Raw genomic sequence first — 23,078 nt, 5'->3', positions numbered from 1 at the left:
ACGGCGCCCACCCTACGGCAGCCCGGGGGCGACTCAGAGGCGCAGCAGCATGCGGGTGTTGCCCAGGGTGTTGGGTTTGACCCGTTCCAGGTCGAGGAACTCGGCCACACCCTCGTCGTAGGAGCGCAGGAGCTGCTCGTAGACCAACTGCGGCACCGGGGCGCCGTCGATCTCGTAGAAGCCGAACCCGCCGAAGAAGCCGGTCTCGAACGTGAGCACGAAGATCCGGGCGATGCCCAGCTCGCGGGCCGCGTCGATCAGCTCACCGACGATCCGGTGGCCGATCCGGTGCCCCCGGCAGGACGGGTCGACCGCGACCGTACGGATCTCGGCCAGGTCCTCCCACATGACGTGCAGCGCGCCGCAGCCGACCACCGTGCCGTCCGGCGTCACCGCCACCCGGAACTCCTGCACGTCCTCGTAGAGCGTCACGGTGGCCTTGCTGAGCAGCCGCCGGTCGTCGGTGTACGTGTCCACCAGCCGGCGGATGCCGCGCACGTCGGCGGTGCGGGCCCGGCGGACAGTGACCTGGTCGACGGTGGTCATCTCACTCCCCGGCGGGCACGTCCACGCAGGGGCCGGCGGCCCACCACTTCTCCACCAGCGCCAGCGTCTCGTCGCCGAACGGGTTCACCCCGGGGCCGGCGGCCAACGCGTGGCCGAGATGCACGTGCAGGCACTTCACCCGCCCGGGCATCCCGCCGGCCGAGATGCCGGCGATCTCCGGCACCTCGCCGATCGCGTCGCGGCGGGCCAGGTAGTCCTCGTGCGCGGCCCGGTAACGGGCGGCCAGCTCCGGGTCCTCGGCGAGCCGGTCGGCCATCTCCTTCATCAGCCCGGCCGACTCCAGCCGGCTGCACGCCGCGGTGGCCCGCGGGCAGGTCAGGTAGAACAGCGTCGGGAACGGCGTGCCGTCGGCCAGCCGGGGCGTCGTCTCCACCACGTCGGGCAGGCCGCACGGGCACCGGTGGGCCACCGCCCGGGTGCCGCGCGGCGGGCGTCCGAGCTGCGCGGCGACCACGGCCAGGTCGGCCTCGGTGGCCGGTCGGCGTTCCGGCGGGGGTACGGAGTCCGCCGCCGGCTCCTGCGGTGGTACGACGCTCACGGGTTGCGCCTTTCGAGGTAGCTCACTTGTCGGGGCGCTCGGCGTTCGCCGCCTGCACGCTCGACCACAGCGTGTCGTACCAGGGGTCGGGCGGTCTCGGCGCCCCCGGCTTCGCGCCCCTGCCGGCGTCCTTGGCGGCCCCGTCCGGGTCGGAGAGCACCACCAGCAGCGTCTCCCCCGGCTTGCCCATGAAGAACCGTTCCCGGGCCTGCGTCTTGACGTACTCCGGGTCCTTCCACTTGGCCGCCTCGGCGGTGAGCCGGTCGATCTCCGCCCGCTGCGCCGCCTGGGACGCCTCCATCCGCTCGATGTCGGTCTGCTGGTCCAGGTAGACCCGGACCGGATAGGTGTACGCCAGGGCGAGCGCGATCAGCACCGCGAACAGCACGGTGGCGCGCCCGGTGAAGCGCCGGGGTTGGGGTGCGGTGAGCCGCTTGACCGTGCCGCCGGCCGCGGTACGCCGGGCCGCGCCCGGACGGTTCGCGGAGCGTACGCCCTCGGTGACGCGGGACGCGCCGGGTGACCGACCGGCGGCGCGCGCCTCCGCGCGGACGCCGTCGCGGGCCGTGGACCGGGTTCGGCCCCCGCCCGCCCGGCCGGCCTGACCCGGCCGACGGGCGGGCCGCTGGCCACCCGGTGTGCGGCGCTGCTGCATCGTCACACCCCTCCCCCGGAGCGTCGACCTCAGGCCGAACGGTAACGCGGGAACGCGCCGGCGCCGGCGTACCGCGCCGCGTCGGCAAGCTCCTCCTCGATCCGCAGGAGCTGGTTGTACTTGGCGACCCGGTCGGAGCGGGCCGGCGCGCCGGTCTTGATCTGACCGCAGCCGGTGGCGACCGCCAGGTCGGCGATGGTGGTGTCCTCGGTCTCGCCGGAGCGGTGGCTCATCATGCACCGGAAGCCGGCCCGGTGGGCCAGGTCCACGGCGTCCAGCGTCTCGGTGAGCGAGCCGATCTGGTTGACCTTGACCAGCACCGCGTTGGCGGCCCGCTCGGCGATGCCCCGGGCGATGCGCTGCGGGTTGGTCACGAACAGGTCGTCACCGACGATCTGGATCCGGTCGCCCAGCGCGGCGGTGAGCGTGGCCCAGCCGCTCCAGTCGTCCTCGGCGAGCGGGTCCTCGATGGAGACGATCGGGTAGTCGCCGGCGAGCTTGGTGTAGTAGTTGCTCATCTCCTCGGCGCTCTTGGTGCTGCCCTCGAACGTGTAGGAGCCGTTGTCGAAGAACTCGGTGGCGGCCACGTCGAGCGCGAAGACGATGTCGGTGCCGAGCCGGTAGCCGGCCTTCTCCACCGCCTCGGCGATCAGGTCCAGCGCGGCGGCGTTGGTGGGCAGGTTCGGGGCGAAGCCGCCCTCGTCGCCGAGGCCGGTCGACAGTCCCTTCTTCTTCAGCACCGACTTCAGCGCGTGGTAGACCTCGGCGCCGGAGCGGACCGCGTCCCGGAACGTCGGTGCGCCGATCGGCGCGATCATGAACTCCTGGACGTCGACGTTCGAGTCGGCGTGCGCGCCACCGTTGAGGATGTTCATCATCGGCACCGGGAGCAGGTGCGCGTTGGGGCCGCCCAGGTAGCGGAAGAGGCTCAGCTCGGCGCTGCCGGCGGCGGCCTTCGCCACGGCCAGGGAGACGCCGAGGATGGCGTTGGCGCCCAGCTCGCCCTTGTTGTCCGAGCCGTCGATGTCGATCATCTTCTGGTCGATCAGCCGCTGCTCGCTGGCCTCGTAGCCGATGAGCTGGTCGACGATCCGGTCCTCGATGTTCGCGACCGCCTTCTCGACACCCTTGCCCAGGTAGCGGTCCTTGTCGCCGTCGCGCAGCTCGACCGCCTCGAAGGCGCCGGTGGAGGCGCCGGACGGCACCGCGGCGCGGGCGATCGTGCCGTCGTCGAGCCCGACCTCGACCTCGACCGTCGGGTTGCCCCGCGAGTCCAGGATCTCCCGGGCGACAATTCCCTCGATGGTTGCCACTGAGTCGCTCCTCGTTTGTGTGTTCCGGTCCGGTGTGGGCCGCGACGGTGCGGCTGAGGCAGGTGTTGAACGCAGCGTATCGGTCCCCGCTCTCCGGTACGGCGCTCGGGGCGCACCCCCGGGCAGCGAATGAGACGGACATTCCCGGTTTACCGGTCGTCAACCGGCAACGGGTTTGCGATAGGTTGCGTCGATCGACAAGGCTGGGCATCATGCCTGCCGCTTCGACGACCCTCCGCGTGCTCGCCGCCTCGGTCATCGCGTCGCTCTCGGTCACCGGCTGTCAGGCCCTGGACGACGCGGACGTCGCGCTCGGCCGGGCCGACCTGGTCAACGACCTCGCCGCGCGGATGGACCGGGCGCTGGAGCGGACCTGGGCCGCGGAATACCAGCTCACCGGCGGCGGGACCGCCTCGATCGCGCAGACCGCCAAGCCGCTCCGCTCCACCTACGCCTGGCCCGGCGGCAAGATCACGGTGACCCAGGAGGCGGTGACCCGGTGCGCGAGCACCACCGCCCGCACCTCCTGCACCATGTCCCCGCCGGTGCTGACCGCCGGCAAGCCGTCGGTGATCGTCTACGACGAGGCGCGCAAGCAGGGGCTGGTCACCCCGCCGGCGGTGATCCGGCTGCTCACCGCCGCCGCGCTGGAGCCCCAGGCGGTCATCAAACAGACTGACACCACGCTGGCCGGGCACCACGCCACCTGCATCGACGTCACCGACGCCGGGGAGCGCTTCACCGCCTGCGTCACCACCGAGGGGGTGCTCGGCAGCTTCACCGGCACGCTCGACGGCAAAGCGGCCGAGCTCACCATGAGCCGCTACACCGAGACGGTCGAGGCCGGCGCGTTCGCGGTGCCGGCCGGCGCCGGTGTGGTGGACCGCCGCCCGAAGGCGTCCTGACCCTCACACCCCCAGCAGCGTGCGCAGGTGACGCGGCGGCGGGCAGTCGTGCGACAGCATCGCGTCGTGCCAGTCGCGCGCCGGCACGCCGGCCGGCCGGGCGGCGGCGATGTCCGCCATCTCGCTGTAGCCGACGAAGTACGTGGAGAGCTGGGTGGAGGTCAACAGCGCCCGCCGCCACTTGCCGGCCGCCTCGCCCTCCTCCTGGAAGCCGCGCCCGGTCATCAACGCCATCGCCTCGGCCTCGGGCAGGTCGTCGCAGTGCACGAGCTGGTCGAGCAGCGCGTTGATGGTCATCCGGAGCTGCATCTTGAGCTGCTGCAACCGCACCGGCAGCCCGCCGAATCCGAGCCCGGCCATCAGCTCCTCGGTGTAGACCGCCCAGCCCTCGACGAACACGCCGGACTCGGTGAGCGCACGCACCCGGGTCGGGCCGGCGTACCGGCGGGCGTGCGCGAGCTGGAGGAAGTGACCCGGCATCGCCTCGTGCACGGTCAGGTTGCGGATCATGTGGTCGTTGTACTCCCGGTAGAACGACTCGACCCGCTGCGCCGGCCAGTCCGCCGGGGTGGGCGCGATGCAGTAGAACGTCGGCACGTCGGCCGTCTCCAGCGGGCCGGGCGAGTCGCAGTAGGCCACCGCGACGCCGCGCGCGAACTCCGGCATCTCCTGGATCACGCACGGGTCGTCGACCAGGCTGACCAGGTCGTGGTGGCGGACGAAGTCGGTGGCCTCGTCGAGCGTGCCGGAGGCGAGGCCGACGATGGTGGCGTCGTCCGGGTGCTCGGCGGCCAGCAGGTCCAGCGCGCGGCGTACCGTCTCGTCGTCGGCCGGACCGCCGACCAGCTCGACGGCCGCCGCGCGGATCTCGTCGGTGACCCGGTCGAGGTTGGCCCACGCGCGGCGCTGCACCTCGGCGGCGCCCAGCTCGGTGTCGAGCGTGTGCCACAGCCGTGCCTCCCAGCGCCGCCGGCCCAGCCGGGGGTCGCGCCCCGGCCCGGCGTCGGCCGCCAGCCCGGCCCGCAGCCACGCCACGAACTCGTCGAGCGCGGCGATCGCCGCGGTGGCGGCCGGCCCCACCCGGTCACGCAGCGCCGGCGCCTGGGCGAGCAGCGCCGGCACCTCGTCGCGGACCAGCGCCGCCGCGCCGATGAACTGCCCGACCGCCGTCTCGGCGTGGACCCGCGGCATGTCCCGCAGCGTCGCGCGCGCGGTCGCCAGCGCATCCGGTACGGCGGAGAGGCGCCCGGCCAGGTGGGTCAGCCGCTCCTCGACCGGCGCGTACGGCCGGGCCAGCAACGCGTGCAGCAGCGGGCCCGGGTTGTGCCGCAGTGGGTCCCACTCGTGGCTGCGGATCTCGGAGTCCTCGAACAGCCCGCGGTCGACCAGGGCGCTGAGCAGCGCGTGGTCGACACTCTCGTCGGTGTCGAGCACGTCGGGGTCGATCTCGGAGAGCGCGTCGGCCGCGTCCCGGAGCATCGCCCGGTCGGCGGCGAGCGCGTCGGCGGAGAGGTCGGGCAGGCGGTCGTCGTAGCGGTGGTCCCCGACCGAGGTCGCCAACCCGGGCCGGCTCTCCAGCACGGCCTCCACGATCCGCTCCGCCAACACCCCAAACGCTTCCATCCCCGAACCCTACCGATCACCCCCGACGCCCATCCCCCGCGATCTTGCAGTTGCGGCCCCTCCGATGCCGGATTCAGCCGATTTGTCGGGGCGGAAAGTGCAAGATCGCCGAAGCGGGTCAGGCGCGTTCGGCGGCGCGGACCGCGTCGGCGTACGCCAGGGTGGCGCGGCGGAGCGCGGCCTCCGGGTCGATGCCGGCCTGCCGGGCGGCGGCGACGGTGGCCAGCAGGCTCGCGCCGAGCCGCGCCTCCGCGTCCACCTGGGACTCGGCGAGCGGCGGCGGCACCGCCAGCCCCACCCGGCCGGCGCGGTCCAGGATCTTCGCGGCCAGGGCCAGCGCGGGCTGGCTCAGCGCGATGCCGTCCAGCACCGAGTCACGGGTCTTCTCGGCCCGCTTGATCCGCTCCCAGTTCGCCTCGATCTCCTCGATCGAGCCGGCCCGCTCGCCGGAGAACACGTGCGGGTTGCGCCGCACCATCTTGTCGACCAGGCCGCCGGCCACGTCGTCGACGGTCCAGCTCTCCCCCTCCGGCAGGTCCTCCGCGAGCCGGGCGTGCAGCAGCACCTGGAGCAGCACGTCGCCCAACTCCTCGCGCAACGCGTCGGTGTCGTCGGCGCCGATCGCGTCGTACGCCTCGTAGCACTCCTCCAGCAGGAACGGGGCCAGGCTGCGGTGCGTCTGCGCCCGCTTCCACGGATCACCGCCCGGGGAGGCCAGCCGGTCCATCACCTCGACCGCGTCCAGCAGCCGGGCACCCGGCGGATCCCACGAGCCGTACATCAGCTCCAACTCGGCCAGGCCGGGCTGCCGGGCCAGCCGCAGCCCCAGCTCACGGGCGAGCGCCTCGTCGCCGGCCGGGCCGGCCAGCCAGACCGCGCCGCCATCGGTCGCGGCGGCGTCCAGCAGCGCCTGCGTCGCGCCCTCGGTCACCACGCGCACCTCGGCGCCGGCCGTCCGGACCGCCCGGGTCAACTCGCTCTCCGCGCCGGTGAGGACCGGCGCGGAGCGTACGGCGTCCCAGGCGGCCGACGTCAGCAGACCGGCCGGCAGCCGGGGCGAGGTGACCAGCAGGACGATGCGCGCGGTCATGCGCCGGGCGCCGCCGACGGGTCGATCACCGGCACCGACTCACCGGTCTCCGGCTCCGGGGTGGAGACGTCGGTCACCGACGAGCCCGGCTCGCCCAGCGGCACGGCCACCGCCGGCACGTCGCCCTTGAAGCTGAGCAGCGGGAACGCCAGCGGGCGGTAGCGCGGGTTGACCGAGACGTCGTACCCGCCGATGGCGTCGGCGAGCACCTTGCGGGTGGCCAGCGCGGACCGGAGCTGCTGCCCGTCGAGCTGGCTGGCCGCGTCGGCGTCCTTCACGTCCGGCGGGATGGCGCCGGCGGCCCGGCCGGCCGCGATCACGGTGGCCAGGTCCTCGGCCGTGGGGGCGGCCGGCTCGCCGGCCGGCAGGCCGGACATGCAGGTGTAGAACTCGGCCACCTTCTTCGCGTACGTCGCGCCGGCGGGCAGCCCGGTCTGCTGGGCCACCTGATCCGGCGTCACCTGGCCCTGCGGCTGGTAGCCCTTGTCGGCGGAGAGTTCCCGGCACACGTCCGACAGCACGAGGGTGGCGACCACCTGGTCCCGGGCCGGCAGCAACGCGTCGGCCTGCGGAGCGGTGGCCGGCTGGCTGGACAGGCCGTCCCGGACCTCGTCGAGGATCGAGGTGACCCGATCCTCGGTGACGCGGGTGTCGCCGACGTAGGCGGCGACCCCGGGCTCGGTACGGCAACCGGAGAGGGCGACGAGGCCGACCGCCACGCTGGCGACGGCGACAAGACGGCGAGCACGCATGACGGTCACTCTCTCACGCCCCGTATCCGGCTGTGACGCCGCCCACCTCACCGCGCCCCCGCCCCGGCCGGCTGCGCCGCCGCCGGCTCGCTGTGTCACCTTCCGCTCGCCACTGCGGGGCTGGCAGAACCGGCCAGCTCCTCGGGCTCCCCCAACACGTCGGAGAGGAGTTGCGCGCACCACTCCAACAGCGCCTGGTCGCGCAGCGGCTCGCCACCGATCCGCCTGGTGCTCGGCCGGGGCACGCTGACCTGGTCGAGCGCCTGCTTGTAGACCGAGTCGGGGTGGTAGCGCTTGAGCCGCATCTGCTTCGAGTCGGGCAGCGGCAGCGGCCCGAACCGGATGTGCTTGCCCTGCATCGACACGTCGGTCAGGCCGTAGCGGCGGGCCAGCAGCCGGAAGTTCGCCACCGCGACCAGGTTCTGCACCGGGGCGGGCGGCTCGCCGTACCGGTCGGTCATCTCGGCCACCACCTCGCGCAGCCGCTCGGCGTCGCGGGCCTCGGCGAGCTTGCGGTACATCTCCAGCCGCAGCCGCTCCACGCCGACGTAGTCGTGCGGCAGGTGCGCGTCGATCGGCAGGTCGATCTTGACGTCGGCCTCCTCCTCGGTGCTCTCGCCCTTGAACGCGGACACCGCCTCGCCGACCATCCGCACGTACAGGTCGAAGCCGACGCCCTCGATGTGGCCGGACTGCTCGCCGCCGAGCAGGTTGCCGGCGCCGCGGATCTCCAGGTCCTTCATCGCCACGTACATGCCGGCGCCCAGCTCGGTGTGCTGGGCGATGGTGGCCAGCCGCTCGTGCGCGTTCTCGGTGAGCGGCTTCTCCGGCGGGTAGAGGAAGTACGCGTACGCGCGCTCCCGGCCCCGGCCGACCCGGCCGCGGATCTGGTGGAGCTGGGCCAGGCCGAGCAGGTCGGCGCGCTCGACGATCAGCGTGTTGGCGTTCGGGATGTCGATGCCGGACTCCACGATCGTGGTGCAGACCAGGACGTCGAACTCCTTCTCCCAGAAGCCGACCATCACCTTCTCCAGCGCCTCCTCGCCCATCTGGCCGTGCGCCACCGCGACCCGCGCCTCGGGCACCAGCTCACGGATCCGGCGGGCCGCCTTGTCGATCGACTCGACGCGGTTGTGCAGGTAGAACACCTGCCCGTCGCGGAGCAGCTCACGGTGGACGGACGCGGCCACCTGCCGGTCGTCGTACGCCCCGACGAACGTGAGCACCGGGTGCCGCTCCTCCGGCGGGGTGGCGATGGTGGACATCTCCCGGATGCCGGTGATCGCCATCTCCAGCGTCCGCGGGATCGGGGTGGCCGACATGGCGAGCACGTCGACCGAGGCGCGCAGCGTCTTCAGGTGCTCCTTGTGCTCGACGCCGAAGCGCTGCTCCTCGTCGATGACGACCAGCCCGAGCGACTTGAACCGGGTGGCCGCCTGGAGCAGCCGGTGGGTGCCGATGACGATGTCGACGGTGCCCTCGGCGACCATCTCCAGCGTCCGCTCGGACTCCTTCGGGGTCTGGAACCGGGAGAGCTGCCGGATGTTCACCGGGAACTGGCTCATCCGCTCGGCGAACGTGTTGTAGTGCTGCTGCACGAGCAGCGTGGTGGGCACCAGCACGGCCACCTGCTTGCCGTCCTGGACCGCCTTGAACGCCGCCCGGACCGCGATCTCGGTCTTGCCGTAGCCGACGTCGCCGCAGATCAGCCGGTCCATCGGGACGGTCTGCTCCATGTCCCGCTTGACCTCCTCGATGGCGGCCATCTGGTCCGGCGTCTCCTGCCAGGGGAACGCGTCCTCCAGCTCCCGCTGCCACGGGGTGTCCGGCCCGAAGTTGTGCCCCTTGGACGCCTTCCGGGCCGCGTAGAGCTGGATGAGCTGGGCGGCGATCTCGCGGACCGCCTTGCGGGCCCGGGCCTTGGACTTCTGCCAGTCCGAGCCGCCCATCTTGTGCAGCGTGGGCTGCTCGCCGCCGACGTAGCGGGAGAGCTGGTCGAGCTGGTCGGTGGGGACGAAGAGCCGGTCGCCGGGCTGGCCGCGCTTGCTCGCCGCGTACTCGATGACCAGGTACTCCCGGCTGGCGCCGTTGACGGTGCGCTGCACCAGCTCGACGTAGCGGCCGATGCCGTGCTGCTCGTGCACCACGAAGTCACCGGCCCGCAGCTCCAGGGGGTCGATGGTGTTGCGCCGCCGGCTGGGCATCTTGCGCATGTCGCGGGTGGAGGTGCCCCGGCCGCCGGTGACGTCGTTGCCGGTCAGCAGCACGAACCTGGACGCCTCGTCGACGAAGCCGGCGGTCAGGCAACCGCAGGAGACCAGCACCTCACCGGGGGCGGGCGCGGCCGGCACCTCCGCCACCAGCCGGGCGCCGAGGCCGGCGTCGCGGAGCACCTCGACGGCCCGCTGGGCGGGGCCGTGCCCCTCGAAGACCAGCGCGATCGACCAGCCCTCGCCGGCCCAGCGCTTCAGGTCGTCGACCACCCGGGCGGTCTCGCCGTGGTAGAGCGGAGCCGGCTGGGCGGCCAGGCTCACCGCGATGGCGTCGTCGGGCGTGACGTCGACCTCGGCCGGCGCGTCCTCCCAGGGCTGCCGGGCCGGGTCGGCCTCCACCAGGCCGAACGGGGCGAGCGTCCACCAGGGCTGGCGCAGGGCGCGGGCCTGCGTGCGTACCTCGGCCAGGGTCTTGAAGGCGGCGGCGCCGAGGTCGACCGGGGCCTGGCCGCCGACGGCGGCCGCGGCCCAGCTCGCCTGGAGGAACTCCTCCGAGGTACGGACCAGGTCGTGCGCCCGGGTGCGGATCCGCTCCGGGTCGCAGAGCAGCACGTGGGTGCCGGCCGGCATGCAGTCGACGAGCAGTTCCAGCGCGTCGTCGCCGATCAGCGCCGGCGCGAGCGACTCCATCCCCTCGACCGGGATGCCCTCGGCCAGCTTGTCGAGGATCTCGGCCAGCTCGGGGTGCTCGGCGGCGAGCGCGGCGGCCCGCTGCCGGACCTCCGGGGTGAGCAGCAGCTCACGGCAGGGCGGCGCCCAGAGCTGCGCCACCCCTTCGATGGTGCGCTGGTCGGCGACCGCGAAGGTGCGGATCTCCTCCACCTCGTCGCCCCAGAACTCGACCCGGGACGGGTGCTCGTCGGTGGGCGGGAAGACGTCCAGGATGCCGCCGCGCACGGCGAACTCGCCGCGCTTGGTGACCAGGTCGACCCGGGCGTACGCCATGTCGGTGAGCCGGCGGGCGACCTCCTCCAGGTCGGCCTCCTCGCCGGCGGCGAGCTGCACCGGCTCCAGGTCGCCGAGGCCCTTGAGCTGCGGCTGGAGCAGCGACCGGACCGGCGCGACGACCACCCGCAGCGGCCCGGTGCGCCCGTGCGCGTCGGCCGAGTCGGGGTGGGCCAGCCGGCGCAGCACGGCCAGCCGCCGGCCGACCGTGTCGGAGCGGGGCGAGAGCCGCTCGTGCGGCAGCGTCTCCCAGGACGGGAAGACCGCCACCTGCTCCGGCGGCAGCAGGCTGCCCAGCGCCGAGACCAGGTCGTCGGCCTCCCGGGTGGTGGCGGTGACCGCGAGCACCGGCCGCCCGGCCCCCTGCTCGTCGGCGGCCACCGCCGCGACCGCGAACGGGCGCAGCGCGGCGGGTGCGGTGAGGTCGAGACCGTCGACCTGCGCGGCACCGGAGCGCGCCAGGTCACGCGCCCGGGCCAGCCCGGGGTCGGCCAGGGCGGCGGCGAAGAGTCCGGTGAGCATCAGTGATCACTTCCAGCGCTTGACACGACGACGACCCCGCGTCCAGCCGGACGGGGGGTGCACCCGTCGAGCCTATCCCTCTCCCGTCCCCCACACCCCCCACCCACACGTCCCGCCCTCCACCCCCGCCCTCGCCGCGCGCAGATTCACGGAAAGAGGGGCCTTCGGGGTGCCGACAAGCACGCTTTCCGGGAATCTGCCGCGCTTCTTGACGGGGTGGAGGGGGCGTGGTGCGGTGGGCGGATGGGCGAGTATCGGGCGGTCTTCGACGCCGAGGTGGTTTTCGTCAACGGCGGCGGCCTGCGCACCGACGGGTTCCGGCTGGACGTGCCCGACCCCGGGATCACCGACGACGAGCTGGCCGCGTTGCTGGTCCGGCACCTCGGGCTGCTCATGGTCGGCGAGGTGCGGATCACCAACCGGACCGTTGTCGAGGAGCCGCACAAGGGCGGGCGCGGCACCACCGTCCCGGCCACCGGCGGGCGGCGGCTGGTCGAGCTGAGCCACGAGATCACCGACGGCCTGGTCACGCTGCCCGGCTGGCCGGGGCCGCGGATCACCGACTGGCTCACCCGGGAGACCTCCCGCCAGCGGTACGCCCCGGGCGTCGAGTTCCACGTCGGGCGCATCGACATGATCGCCAACACCGGCACATACGTCGACACGCCGTCGCACCGCTTCGCGGACGGTCCCGACCTGGCCGGGGTGCCCCTGGGCCAGCTCGTCGACCTGCCCGGTCTGGTGGTCCGCGTGCCCGCCGGGGTCCGCGCGGTGGACCGCCTGCTGCTCGCCCCGTACGAGGTGGCCGGGCGGGCGGTGCTGCTGCACACCGGCTGGGACACGCACTTCGGCACCGACCGGTACGCCGCCGAGGACGCCCCGTTCCTGACCGGCGACGGCGCGTCCTGGCTGGTCGAGGCCGGCGCGACGCTTGTCGGCATCGACTCGGTCAACATCGACGACATGACCCCGGCCGCGGCCGGTGAGCGCCCGGCGCACAGCACGTTGCTGGCCGCCGGCATCCCGATCGTGGAGCACCTGACCGGCCTGTCCGAGCTGCCGCCCACCGGTTTCCGGTTCACCGCCGCCCCACCGAGGGTGGGCGGCATGGGCACGTTCCCGGTCCGCGCCTTCGCCACCACCAACCCCTGACCACCTCGACCTCCGCCGATCGCCTGGGCGACCTGCGCGTGTTCGTGCGGGTCAGTAGCGCACGGCGATCCGCCGCTCGACGGCGTCGACCAGGATCTCGCCGCCGTACGGGATGATCAACTGCGGGTCGGTGTGACCGAGGTCGACGTCGAAGACCACCACCGGGTCGTCGACGTAGGGGCCGATCGCCCGCAGGATCGCCGCCCGCTGCGCCTCGCCCCACGCGGCCCGCTCCGCGACGGACAGCGGCCGGTCGAAGTCCCACGCCTTGGGGCGACCGACCACGATCGCCGGGAAGCCGGCCAGCAGGCCGCGCTCGCCCAGGTTCCGCACGATCCGGAAGACCTCCTGCGCCGACGGCATCTCCTCCGAGGTCTCCAGCAGCAGCACCGAGCCGGCCAGCTCGGCGGCGGACGGCACCCGGTCGGCCGCCGCCAGCCAGTGCAGGATCTCCAGGTTGCCGCCCCAGGTGCGGCCCCGCACCACCCGGGCCGGGCCGTGCCAGCGCCAGCCCGCGCCGGGCAGCATCGGCGGCTCCTCGGTCAGCGTCGTCGGGTCCTGCCAGTCGAGCGGCTCGTCGCCCCACTCGGCGGCCGGCGTCAGGTCGTACCAGTCGGAGGTGAACAGCGCCGCGCGCAGCGAGTCGAACGTCAGCGGGTGCGGGCGGCCGGGCCGGCCGAGGTGCACCAGCACCGAGCCGCCGTGGTAGGCCACCATCCCCAGCCGGTACAGGTGGTTGAGCACGTTGGTGTTGTCGGAGTAGCCGAGGTACGGCTTCGGGTTGGCGCGCAGCACGTCGTCGTCGAGGAACGGGGTGACCGTGATCAGGTCGTCGCCGCCGACGGTGGCCAGCACCGCGGTGATGGTCGGGTCGGCGAACGCGGCGGTCAGGTCGCGGGCCCGGTCGCGCGGGTCGGCGCCCATCACGCGGGTGGTCGGATACTCCACCGGCACCAGGTGCAGCTCCTCGCGGAGCCGGCGCAGGCCCAGCTCGTACACGTGGGGGAAGAGACCCGGCAGGCCGGCGGACGGCGAGACGACCGCGACCCGGTCGCCCGGCTGCGGCTTGGTGGGGTAACGCGGCGTCGTCATGATCCGAACGCTATCGGGAGGCACCAGCGAATTCCGCCCGGCGAAACCGCAAAAATGGGGCACATGCCGGCAATAGGCTGGGCCCGTGGACGACGAGCCGGAGCTGCGGACCCGGGACTGGCTGCCGCGCACCGCCGCGCTGGTGCTCGGCACCCTGGCGCTGGCCAGCGCGTTCATCGCGGCCTACGTCGGCGCGCTGCACAAGCCGGAACCACGCGACCTGCCGGTCGCCGTGGTGACCTCCGACCAGCAGGCGCAGGCCGTGATGACCGCCGTCCGCGCCCGCACGGACACCATCAAACCCGTCGGGTACGACAGTCAGGCCCGCGCCGTCGACGGCCTCAACGACCGATCGGTGTACGCGGTGCTCAGCTCCGCCCCGGGCGGACTGACCCTGGCCACCGCCAGCGCCGGCGCGCCGGCCGCCACCGAGCTGGTCACCGACGTGTTCACCCGGGCCGCCCAGCAGGCCGGGGTGCCGTTGCAGGTCACCGACGAGGTGCCGGTGTCCGACGGCGACCCGCGCGGCCTGGTCCCGTTCTACCTGGCGGTCGGCGTGGTGCTCGGCGGCTACCTGGCCTCCACCGCGCTGGGCATCTCGCTCGGCACCAGCCCGCGCGGGCTGCGCCAGGCCGGGCTGCGGATCGCCACGCTGGCGGTGCACTCCATCCTGCTCGGCACCATCGGGGCGGTGCTGGTCGGGCCGGTGCTGGACGTGTTCGACCACGGCGTGGGCACCATCGCGGTGGTCGGCGCGCTGGCCGCGTTCGCGGCCGGGATGGTGGCGGCGGCCGTGCAGGCGTGGCTCGGCCTGCTCGGCACCGGGCTGGTGATCCTGCTGCTGGTGGTGCTCGGCAACCCGGGCTCCGGCGGCATCTACGCGCCCGAGTTCCTGCCCGCGTTCCTGCGCGGGATGCACCGCTGGAACGTGCCAGGGCTCGCCACCGACCTGTTCAAGTCGGCCGTCTACTTCGACTGGCGCGGTGGCGGCTGGGCGTTGACCGGGCTCCTGGTCTGGGTGGTCGTGGGGCTGGTCGGGCTGCTCACCGCCACGGTGTTCCGGGCCCGTCGGCGGGCCGCGCGGACCGGCGCGGGACGGCACACCGCCGTCGACAGGTGACCGGCCGGCACGTCCCAGAGTGCAGATCATCACGCCGTCCCCCTCCTCCGTCCGGGGCCCGCGCGGATACCATCCAGGGGAGTCGGACAGCGCTGTCCTTCGTCCTCGCGTAAGGAGCGCACCCGTGACCGACCAGCACGACCACGACGGCCCCGACGCCGCTCTCCGGGCCGACATCCGCCGCCTCGGCACGCTGCTCGGGCAGACCGTGGCCCGCCAGGAGGGCCGCCCCCTGCTCGACCTGGTCGAGGAGATCCGCGCCCAGGTCCGCTCCGACGCGCCGGCCGCCGCGCAACGCCTCGCCGGGCTCGACGTCACCACCGGCACGAAGCTGGCCCGCGCCTTCTCCACCTACTTCCACCTGGCGAACATCACCGAGCAGGTGCACCGCGCCCGCGACCTGCGCCGGCGCCGCGCCACCCACGGTGGCTGGCTGGACCAGGCGGCCAAGATGATCGCCGAGCGCGGCGTGCCGGCCGAGGAGATCGCCGCCGCGGCCCGCCGGCTCGCCGTCCGCCCGGTGTTCACCGCGCACCCCACCGAGGCGGCCCGCCGGTCCATCCTGTCCAAGCTGCGCGCGGTCGCCGACGAGCTGGACGCCGAGACCGCCAACGCCATCCTCTACGGCGCCAGCGACGAGGGCCCGGCCAACCGCCGCCTCGCCGAGCTGCTCGACCTGATGTGGCAGACCGACGAGCTGCGGCTCGACCGGCCGGACCCGACCGACGAGGCCCGCAACGCCATCTACTACCTGCGCGACCTGCACGCCGAGGCCGCCCCGCAGGTTCTCGACGACCTCGCCGACACGCTGCGCACGCTCGGTGTGGAGACGTCGCCGACGGCCCGCCCGCTGACGTTCGGCACCTGGATCGGCGGCGACCGCGACGGCAACCCGTTCGTCACCCCGACGGTCACCCGCGAGGTGCTGCGCATCCAGCACGAGCACGGCATCGAGGCCACCGAGAAGGCGATGGACGAGCTGATCAGCGAGGTCAGCGTCTCCCGCCGGCTGCGCGCGGTCTCGCTCGACCTCTCCGCCAGCCTGGCGAAGGACCTGGACGCGCTGCCCGAGGTGGCACCCCGGTTCCGCCGGGTCAACGCCGAGGAGCCCTACCGCCTCAAGGCCCGCTGCGTGAAGGCGAAGCTGGCCAACACCCGGGGTCGGCTGCGCGCCGGCACGCCGCACGTGCCGGGCCGTGACTACCGGGGCGCGACCGAGCTGATCGCCGACCTGGAGCTGCTGCGCGCCTCGCTGGCCCGCAACTCCGGCCAGCTCACCGCCGTGGGGCGGCTGGCCTCCACCATCCGTACGGTCTCCGCGTTCGGGCTGCACCTGGCCACCATGGACATCCGGGAGCACGCCGAGAAGCACCACGAGGTGCTGGCGCAGCTCTACGAGACGGTAGGCGAGGTCTCCGACTACCCGTCGCTGACCCGGCTGGAGCGCACCAAGCTGCTCGCCGACGAGCTGACCGGCCGCCGGCCGCTCTCCACCCAGGACAGCCCGCTCACCGAGTCGGCCCGCAAGACGTTCGACGTGTTCTCCGCGATCCGCGAGGCGCAGGACCGGTTCGGTCCCGAGGTCATCGAGTCGTACATCATCTCCATGACGCTGGGTGTGGACGACGTGCTCGCCGCGGTGGTGCTGGCCCGCGAGGCCGGCCTGGTCGACGTGCAGAGCGGGCGGGCCCGGATCGGCATCGTGCCGCTGCTGGAGACGCCGGCCGAGCTGAACACCGGCGGCGAACTGCTCGACGAGCTGCTGTCGCTGCCGGCCTACCGCGCGCTGGTGGCGGCCCGGGGCGACGTGCAGGAGGTGATGCTGGGCTACTCCGACTCCAACAAGGAGGCGGGCATCACCACCAGCCAGTGGTCCATCCACCGGGCCCAGCGCGCGCTGCGCGACGTGGCCGCCCGGCACGGCGTACACCTGCGGTTGTTCCACGGTCGGGGCGGCACGGTCGGTCGGGGCGGCGGCCCCACCCACGAGGCGATCCTGGCCCAGCCGTACGGCACGCTGGACGGCGCGATCAAGGTGACCGAGCAGGGTGAGGTCATCTCCGACAAGTACACGCTGCCGGCGCTGGCCCGGGAGAACCTGGAACTGACCGTGGCGGCCGTGCTCCAGGCCACGCTGCTGCACACCGCGCCCCGGCAGCCGGCCGAGATGCTGGAGCGCTGGGACGCGGCGATGGACGTGGTGTCGGAATCGGCGTTCCGGTCGTACCGCTCCCTGGTCGAGGACCCGGACCTGCCGGCCTACTTCTGGGCCTCCACGCCGACCGAGCTGCTCGGCGCGTTGAACATCGGCTCCCGCCCGGCGAAGCGCCCGAACACCGGCGCGGGCCTGTCCGGCCTGCGGGCCATCCCGTGGGTGTTCGGCTGGACGCAGACCCGGCAGATCGTGCCGGGCTGGTTCGGCGTCGGCTCCGGGCTGGCCGCCGCGCGCACGGCCGGGCTGGCCGACGTGCTCGCCGAGATGAATCGGAACTGGCACTTCTTCCGCACGTTCCTGTCGAACGTCGAGATGATGCTGACCAAGACCGACCTGACCATCGCCCGCCGCTACGTGGAGACGCTGGTCCCGAAGAAGCTGCACCCGATCTTCGCCAAGATTGAGGAAGAGTACGAGCTGACCAAGCAGGAGGTGCTGGCGATCACCGGCTCGCCGGCCCTGCTGGAGAACTCGCCGGTGCTCCAGCGCACGCTCGCGGTGCGGGACACCTACCTCGAACCGCTGCACCACCTCCAGGTGGCGCTGCTGCGGCAGTACCGCGAGTCCGGCGCCGCCGGGCGGGCGGTGGCGACCGCGCCGGGCGGACGGCGTGCCCCGAACGACGGTACGGCGCTGGAGCGGGCGCTGCTGACCACCGTCAACGGCATCGCCGCCGGCATGCGCAACACCGGCTGAGATGTAAGGAGGGGCCCCCGCTTAACGCATTCCGCATAGGCGGGGGCCCCTGTTAACGCCAGCGGCGCGGGCTACCAGTCGCCGCCGCCGAAATCGCCACCACCGAAATCTCCGCCGAAATCGCCACCACCGAAGTCCCCGCCGCCGCCGAAGTCGCCCTGACCGCCGCCGAAGTCGCCCTGACCGCCGGCGTAGTCGCCCTGACCGCCGAAGTCGTTGCCGCCCGGGTCGCCGTAGTCCTGGCCGTCGCCGAAGCCGTCCTGGAAGCCCTCCTGGTAGCCGGCCTCGTAGCCGTAGCCCGGGTCGGCGAACGCGGGCGAGAAGAGCGCGTCCGCGATCAGCATGCCGCCGAGCACCCCGGCGCCCGCGCCCAGCGCGGTCTTCCACCACGGGGTGGAGTACCAGCCGGCCGGCACCGGCCGGCCCTGCATGTGCCCGCCGGGGTAGTAGTAGGGCGTGTGGCTGCCCGGCTGCGGGCCGGCCCGGAACGTCTGGCCCTGCACGTTGACCTCGCGCTCCTTGGTGAGCTGGCCGACCCCGCGGGCGGCGGCCAGCGGCGGCAGCTCCGGGCCCGGGTCGATGCCCATCGCCGTACGCGCCGCCCGGATGTACGCCAGCCCCTCCAGCGCGGTCTCCCGGGCCAACGCGAACTGGTGCGGCGTGCGCGCCTGTTCGAGCTGCGAGCCGGCGGCGTTGTAGCGCTCACCGGCGTCGGCCAGCGCCTGCCGCACCGCCGGCGCGTCGCCGTGCAGGTTCATCAGCTGGCCGCCGAGCCGCTCGTACCAGCGCTGCGCCTCGGCCCGCGCGTCCGCCATCTCGTTGGCCCGCCGGGACCTGCTCCCCCACCGCCAGAACACGAACGCACCTCCGAGCATCAGGACCAGGAACAGCCACAGGGCACCTTCCATGACCTCGAAGGTACCCAGCTCGCGCACGTCGTACCCGTTTGGCAAGCTCTCCGGCATGAGCTTCTCGACGCTGGCCGTGGTGGTGCTCTGCCTCGCCGCCGGCGGCGCGGTGGGCTGGCTCGCGGCGCGGGCCCGGTCGGCGGCCGAGGTGGCCCGGCTGGAGGCGACGCTGGCGGCCACCCGGGAGGGTGAGGGGCGGCTGGAGCAGTCGATGCGCGCGCTCAGCTACGAGGCGACCGCGCAGTCGCAGGAGGCGGTGGCGCGGGCGGTCGCGCCGCTGCACGACTCGCTGCGCCGCTACGAGCAACGCGTCGCCGAGCTGGAGCACGACCGGGTCGACGCCTACGCCGAGCTGCGCGAGCAGGTGCGCGCGATGAGCACGGTCTCCGGTGAGCTGCGCACCGAGACCAAGCAGCTCGTCGCCGCGCTGCGCGCGCCGCAGGTGCGGGGACGCTGGGGCGAGCACCAGCTCCGGCGGATCGTCGAGGCGGCCGGCATGCTGGAGCACTGCGACTTCAGCGAGCAGGTCACCGCCGTCACCGAGCACCAGGGGGTCCGTCCCGACCTGGTGGTGCGGCTGCACGGCGGGCGCACGGTGGTGGTCGACGCCAAGGCGCCGTTCGACGCCTACCTGACCGCGATGGAGGCGCGCGACGAGCGCGGGCGGGACACCCAGCTCGACGCGCACGCCCGGCACCTGCGGGCACACGTGGACAGCCTGGCCGCCAAGTCCTACTGGACCGCGTTCGACCAGACGCCCGACTTCGTGGTGCTGTTCGTGCCGGCCGATCCGTTCCTGGACGTGGCGTTGCAGCGTGATCCCTCGCTGTTGGAGCACGCGTTCGCCCGCAACGTGGTGCTGGCCACGCCGGCCACGCTGGTGGCGCTGCTGCGTACGGTCGCCTACTCCTGGCGGCAGGAGGCGTTGGCGCGCAACGCGGCCACCGTCCACTCGCTGGCCCGTGAGCTGTACGGGCGGCTGTCCACGCTGGGCGACCACGTCGGCAAGCTGGGCAGCTCGCTGAGCGGGGCGGTGACGGCGTACAACAGGGCGGTCGGTTCGCTGGAGGCCCGGGTGCTGGTCAGCGCGCGCAAGCTGGCCGAGCTGGGCGTCTCGGGCGACGAGCTGGCCGCCCCGGCGCAGGTCGAGCTGGCGCCCCGGCAGCCGCAGGCGCCGGAGTTGCTGAACGGGCCGTCCACATCGGCCGAACGGTCGGCGGGCATCGACGTCTAACACGGTCGGTATGACGATGACGGCCGATCCTTGTCACGGAGTGGTCACAAAGCAAACCCCGGTAGTGACACGACTCGACACGCCACGAAGGATCTGCGTCACACGCGCCCTGTCCCCTGAAGGGCCCTGTTCTCTGGAGGAAGAGAACGTGAGTCAACCCCGCAATCGGAGCCGGCGCCCCTCCGCCGCGCTCTTCGCCTCGGTCCTCGCGGCCGGGGCCATGACCGTCGGGGGTGGCGCCGCGACCGCGAGCGCGGCCCCCGCCGCCCCCCGACCGTCGCAGCCGACCGCCGCGAAGGCCCTGGGCGCCCACGATGCCAAGCTGCTCGACGCGGCCGAGGCGAAGCACGCGCCGACCGTCACGATGATCATCGCGGCGAAGAAGGGCTCGGCCAAGAAGGTCGTCGACGGGCTGACCGGCCTCGGCGCGACCGTGAGCCAGCGGTACGACCAGGTCGGCTACGTGCTGGCCAAGGTCCCCACCGCCAAGGCGCTCAAGGCCGCCACACTGCCCGGCGTCGCCGCCGCCGACCTCGACGAGACCATCACGCTCCCCGACCCGACGCCGGAGGCCGCGCCGAAGGGCGCCAAGGCCGCCGAGCAGGGTGAGACGCTGGCCGGTCCCGGCGGGGACACCGGCGCGGTCAACCCGTACATGCCGACCAACGAGACCGGCGCGGAGGCGTTCAAGGCCGCCCACCCGGAGTGGGACGGCCGCGGCGTCACCATCGGCATCATGGACTCGGGCGTCGACCTGAACCAGCCGGCCCTCCAGCAGACCACCACCGGCGAGCGCAAGATCGTCGACTGGGTCACCGCGACCGACCCGCTCGAGGACGCGTCCTGGCGTCCGATGACCACCGAGGTCGCCGGCCCGACGTTCAGCAACTCGCTGGGCACCTGGACGGCACCGGCCGGCACCTACAAGTTCAACGTGTTCCGCGAGAACATCACCGCCGGCAGCGACGCGCGGGGCGACGTCAACCGGGACGGGGACACCACCGACGCCTGGGGCATCCTCTACAACCCGGCCAACGGTGACATCCGCGTCGACGTGAACCAGAACAACGACTTCACCGACGACACGGTGATGCGGCCGTACAAGGAGAAGTTCCAGGTCGGGCAGTTCGGCACCGACAACCCGGCCACCGACGTGCGGGAGCAGATCCCGTTCGTGGTCGAGTACCGGCGCAACGTCGACACCACCCCGGTCGGGGGACCCGGCCTGGTCGACTACGTCAACATCGGCATCGTCGAGAGCACCCACGGCACGCACGTCGCCGGCATCACCGCCGCCAACGACATGCTGGGCAACAGCGCCTTCGACGGCGCCGCCCCGGGCGCCAAGCTGGTCTCCGCCCGGGCCTGCTCGTGGGGCGGCGGCTGCACCGCAGCGGCGCTCACCACCGGCATGGTCGACCTGGTGGTCAACCGCAGGGTCGACGTGGTGAACATGTCGATCGGCGGCCTGCCGGCGCTGAACGACGGCTCGAACGCGCGCGCCGTGCTCTACAACGACCTGATCAACACCTACGGTGTGCAGCTGTTCATCTCGGCCGGCAACTCCGGGCCGGGCCTGAACACGGTCGGCGACCCGTCGGTCGCCACCGACGTGGTCAGCGTCGCGGCGAACGTCAGCAAGGACACCTGGCTGGCGAACTACGGCTCGGTGGTCCGCAAGGACAACTGGCTGTTCAACTTCTCCTCCCGCGGCCCGCGTGAGGACGGCGGCTTCAAGCCGAACATCACCGCTCCCGGTTCGGCCATCTCCACCGCGCCGACCTGGCAGGCCGGCAACCCGGTGCCGGAGGCGGGCTACCCGCTGCCCCCGGGCTACCAGATGCTGAACGGCACCTCGATGGCCGCTCCGCAGACCGCCGGCGCCGCCGCGCTGCTGCTGTCGGCCGCGAAGGCGACCGGCACCGGCGTCACCCCGGCCGCGCTGCGCCGGGCCGTCTACACCTCGGCCAAGCCGATCGCGGGCGTCCCGACGTACGCGCAGGGCTACGGCATGGTCGACGTGCCGGGCGCGTGGAACCTGCTCGCCCAGGGCGTGCCGACCCGCACCTACACCTCCGAGGCCGCGGTCTGCACCGAGCTGTCGCCGAACCTGACCCGCTACGACCGGGCCTCCGGCACGTTCGTGCCGAGCCCGAACGTGGGCACCGGCGTCTACAACCGCTGCGCCGCCGACCGGGGCGGGCAGAAGGCCAAGGAGAGCCGCTACTACGAGGTCAAGCTGACCCGCACCAGCGGCCCGAACCGGGGCGTCAAGCACCTGGTCGACTTCCGCGGCAACGACGGCACGTGGACCGCCCCCAAGGAGGTCTGGCTGCCGCTGAACTCGACCGTCACGGTCAAGGTGAAGGCCAAGCCGATGACCGTCGGCGCGCACGGGGCGATCATGACCGTCGACGACCCGGCCACCTCGGTCGTCGACTTCGAGGTCGCCACCGTCGTGGTCGCCTCGCACGCGGTGACCGGCCCGGCGTACTCGTTCTCGGCCAACGGCTCGGTCGAGCGGAACAGCTTCACGTCGTACTTCGTGACGGTTCCGCAGGGCGCGGGCGCGCTCCAGGTCAACCTGTCCGGCATCGCGACCGGCTCGCAGACCCGGTTCATCGCCATCAACCCGTACGGCGTGCCGGTCGAGAGCACCGCGAGCACCGCCTGCTACACCAACTTCTCCGACGCCGCCGCCTGCAAGCCGCAGGAGCGCGACTACCAGAACCCGATCCCGGGTGTCTGGGAGATCGAGGTGGAGTCGCGGCGTACGTCGCCGGCGCTGGACAACCCGTTCACGCTCCAGGCGCGTGTGCAGGGCGTGCAGGTGGAGCCCGCCGTCGTCGAACTGCCGTCGGTGACCGCCGGCACGCCGGCCCCGGTGAGCTGGAACCTGACCAACACGTTCGGCCCGGTCCAGGTGACCGGCGTCGGCGGCCCGCTGTCCAGCGTGCGCGCCGAGCGGCCGACCATCACCGAGGGCGCGACCCAGGAGTACACGGTGGACATCCCGGCCGGGACCACCTCGTTCTCCGCCCGGATCGGCAACACCGCCGACCTCGGCGCCGACCTGGACCTGTACATCTTCCGGGGCACCACCGAGGTGGGCCGGTCGGCCGACGGCGACTCGGAGGAGGCCGTCACGCTGACCAACCCGGTGGCCGCCACCTACCGGGTGGTCATCGAGGGCTACGCGGTCGCCGCGGGCGGCACGGCGTACGACTACCGTGACTCGTTCGCGTCCCCGGCGCTGGGCTCGCTCTCCGCGCCGGCCACGCCGCTGTCCCTGGCCAACGGCGCCACCGCCACCCTCACCGGTGCGGTGACCGCGCTCGCCACCCCGGCCGCCGGCCGGGAGCTGTTCGGTGACATGGCCGTCACCACCACCGAGGGCGCGGTCGTCGGCCGCGGTTCGGTGCAGATCCACGCGGTCAACTAGCCGCTGGTACGACGGGAGCCCCGTCCCCCGGTCCGG

16 protein-coding genes are annotated in these 23,078 nt (G+C 73.2%); 6 read left to right on the top strand and 10 right to left on the bottom strand.

All coding sequences use genetic code 11. From position 1 onward, the window contains the following. Positions 1–33 precede the first annotated feature (33 nt). From ACZ6O5_RS12195 to eno, 4 genes are read right to left on the bottom strand one after another with little or no spacing between them, the layout of a single operon-like run. On the bottom strand, positions 34–546 hold the full coding sequence (locus ACZ6O5_RS12195; RefSeq protein WP_465976560.1) for an amino-acid N-acetyltransferase: 513 nt from the start codon (positions 544–546) through the stop codon (positions 34–36). Between the two features lies 1 nt (position 547). Continuing rightward, the gene (locus ACZ6O5_RS12190; protein WP_465976558.1) at positions 548–1,105 is read right to left on the bottom strand and encodes a DUF501 domain-containing protein; all 558 of its coding nucleotides are present in this window, start codon (positions 1,103–1,105) and stop codon (positions 548–550) included. A 22-nt stretch (positions 1,106–1,127) separates the two neighbouring features. Next, positions 1,128–1,760, bottom strand: coding sequence for an FtsB family cell division protein (locus ACZ6O5_RS12185; RefSeq protein ID WP_465976556.1), 633 nt, complete (start codon positions 1,758–1,760; stop codon positions 1,128–1,130). Between the two features lie 29 nt (positions 1,761–1,789). Next, positions 1,790–3,073, bottom strand: coding sequence for a phosphopyruvate hydratase (gene eno / locus ACZ6O5_RS12180; protein ID WP_107162353.1), 1,284 nt, complete (start codon positions 3,071–3,073; stop codon positions 1,790–1,792). Positions 3,074–3,285: 212 nt separating this feature from the next. Here eno and ACZ6O5_RS12175 point away from each other — a divergent pair, with 212 nt between their 5' ends. Beyond that, on the top strand, positions 3,286–3,978 hold the full coding sequence (locus ACZ6O5_RS12175; protein ID WP_465976553.1) for a hypothetical protein: 693 nt from the start codon (positions 3,286–3,288) through the stop codon (positions 3,976–3,978). A gap of 3 nt (positions 3,979–3,981) precedes the next feature. Here the strand turns inward: ACZ6O5_RS12175 and ACZ6O5_RS12170 are convergent, their stop codons facing one another. The 4 genes from ACZ6O5_RS12170 to mfd all read right to left on the bottom strand — a co-directional run bounded on the left by ACZ6O5_RS12170 (position 3,982) and on the right by mfd (position 11,183). Further along, positions 3,982–5,601: a DUF885 domain-containing protein gene (locus ACZ6O5_RS12170; RefSeq protein WP_465976551.1), complete on the bottom strand. Its 1,620-nt coding sequence runs from the start codon at positions 5,599–5,601 to the stop codon at positions 3,982–3,984. 118 nt (positions 5,602–5,719) lie between these two features. Further along, entirely contained in the window at positions 5,720–6,691 is a 972-nt protein-coding gene (locus ACZ6O5_RS12165) for a nucleoside triphosphate pyrophosphohydrolase (RefSeq protein ID WP_465976549.1), read from the bottom strand. Then, complete coding sequence (locus ACZ6O5_RS12160) at positions 6,688–7,443, bottom strand: hypothetical protein (protein WP_465976547.1); 756 nt, start codon at positions 7,441–7,443, stop codon at positions 6,688–6,690. The genes ACZ6O5_RS12165 and ACZ6O5_RS12160 overlap by 4 nt, the downstream gene beginning before the upstream one ends. 95 nt (positions 7,444–7,538) lie before the next feature. Beyond that, on the bottom strand, positions 7,539–11,183 hold the full coding sequence (gene mfd, locus ACZ6O5_RS12155) for a transcription-repair coupling factor (RefSeq protein ID WP_465976545.1): 3,645 nt from the start codon (positions 11,181–11,183) through the stop codon (positions 7,539–7,541). Between the two features lie 243 nt (positions 11,184–11,426). On the opposite strand from mfd, the gene ACZ6O5_RS12150 reads away from it, so the two are divergent. Continuing rightward, entirely contained in the window at positions 11,427–12,335 is a 909-nt protein-coding gene (locus tag ACZ6O5_RS12150) for a cyclase family protein (protein ID WP_465976543.1), read from the top strand. A gap of 51 nt (positions 12,336–12,386) precedes the next feature. On the opposite strand, the gene ACZ6O5_RS12145 is transcribed toward ACZ6O5_RS12150, so the two are convergent. Next, positions 12,387–13,427 (bottom strand): S66 family peptidase, encoded by a 1,041-nt coding sequence (locus tag ACZ6O5_RS12145; protein WP_465976541.1) that lies wholly within the window; start codon positions 13,425–13,427, stop codon positions 12,387–12,389. An 85-nt stretch (positions 13,428–13,512) separates the two neighbouring features. On the opposite strand from ACZ6O5_RS12145, the gene ACZ6O5_RS12140 reads away from it, so the two are divergent. Then, a complete protein-coding gene (locus ACZ6O5_RS12140; protein ID WP_465976539.1) occupies positions 13,513–14,547 on the top strand; it encodes a hypothetical protein in 1,035 nt (344 codons plus the stop codon). A gap of 124 nt (positions 14,548–14,671) precedes the next feature. Then, the gene (ppc, locus tag ACZ6O5_RS12135) at positions 14,672–17,458 is read left to right on the top strand and encodes a phosphoenolpyruvate carboxylase (RefSeq protein WP_465976537.1); all 2,787 of its coding nucleotides are present in this window, start codon (positions 14,672–14,674) and stop codon (positions 17,456–17,458) included. Between the two features lie 71 nt (positions 17,459–17,529). Here the strand turns inward: ppc and ACZ6O5_RS12130 are convergent, their stop codons facing one another. Further along, positions 17,530–18,366 carry a hypothetical protein gene (locus ACZ6O5_RS12130; protein WP_465976536.1) on the bottom strand — a complete coding sequence of 279 codons (837 nt, stop codon included), beginning with the start codon at positions 18,364–18,366 and terminating at the stop codon, positions 17,530–17,532. Positions 18,367–18,421: 55 nt separating this feature from the next. Here ACZ6O5_RS12130 and rmuC point away from each other — a divergent pair, with 55 nt between their 5' ends. Both rmuC and ACZ6O5_RS12120 read left to right on the top strand, forming a co-directional pair. Beyond that, entirely contained in the window at positions 18,422–19,600 is a 1,179-nt protein-coding gene (rmuC, locus tag ACZ6O5_RS12125) for a DNA recombination protein RmuC (RefSeq protein ID WP_465976534.1), read from the top strand. 148 nt (positions 19,601–19,748) lie between these two features. Further along, entirely contained in the window at positions 19,749–23,042 is a 3,294-nt protein-coding gene (locus ACZ6O5_RS12120; protein ID WP_465976532.1) for a S8 family serine peptidase, read from the top strand. Positions 23,043–23,078 lie beyond the last annotated feature (36 nt).

Source organism: Micromonospora sp. NPDC049201 (assembly GCF_055586805.1).
Note: the sequence above shows the minus strand (reverse complement) of the source record. Positions and strands in the feature narration are given on the sequence as shown.

Excerpts from the sequence above, each read along its gene's own strand:
- ACZ6O5_RS12145 (WP_465976541.1), bottom strand. The coding sequence starts at position 13,427 with ATGACGACGCCGCGTTACCCCACCAAGCCGCAGCCGGGCGACCGGGTC.
- ACZ6O5_RS12160 (WP_465976547.1), bottom strand. The coding sequence starts at position 7,443 with ATGCGTGCTCGCCGTCTTGTCGCCGTCGCCAGCGTGGCGGTCGGCCTC.
- ACZ6O5_RS12130 (WP_465976536.1), bottom strand. The coding sequence starts at position 18,366 with ATGGAAGGTGCCCTGTGGCTGTTCCTGGTCCTGATGCTCGGAGGTGCG.
- ACZ6O5_RS12175 (WP_465976553.1), top strand. The coding sequence starts at position 3,286 with ATGCCTGCCGCTTCGACGACCCTCCGCGTGCTCGCCGCCTCGGTCATC.
- ACZ6O5_RS12195 (WP_465976560.1), bottom strand. The coding sequence starts at position 546 with ATGACCACCGTCGACCAGGTCACTGTCCGCCGGGCCCGCACCGCCGAC.
- ACZ6O5_RS12150 (WP_465976543.1), top strand. The coding sequence starts at position 11,427 with ATGGGCGAGTATCGGGCGGTCTTCGACGCCGAGGTGGTTTTCGTCAAC.
- ACZ6O5_RS12170 (WP_465976551.1), bottom strand. The coding sequence starts at position 5,601 with ATGGAAGCGTTTGGGGTGTTGGCGGAGCGGATCGTGGAGGCCGTGCTG.
- ACZ6O5_RS12165 (WP_465976549.1), bottom strand. The coding sequence starts at position 6,691 with ATGACCGCGCGCATCGTCCTGCTGGTCACCTCGCCCCGGCTGCCGGCC.
- ACZ6O5_RS12185 (WP_465976556.1), bottom strand. The coding sequence starts at position 1,760 with ATGCAGCAGCGCCGCACACCGGGTGGCCAGCGGCCCGCCCGTCGGCCG.
- rmuC (WP_465976534.1), top strand. The coding sequence starts at position 18,422 with ATGAGCTTCTCGACGCTGGCCGTGGTGGTGCTCTGCCTCGCCGCCGGC.
- mfd (WP_465976545.1), bottom strand. The coding sequence starts at position 11,183 with ATGCTCACCGGACTCTTCGCCGCCGCCCTGGCCGACCCCGGGCTGGCC.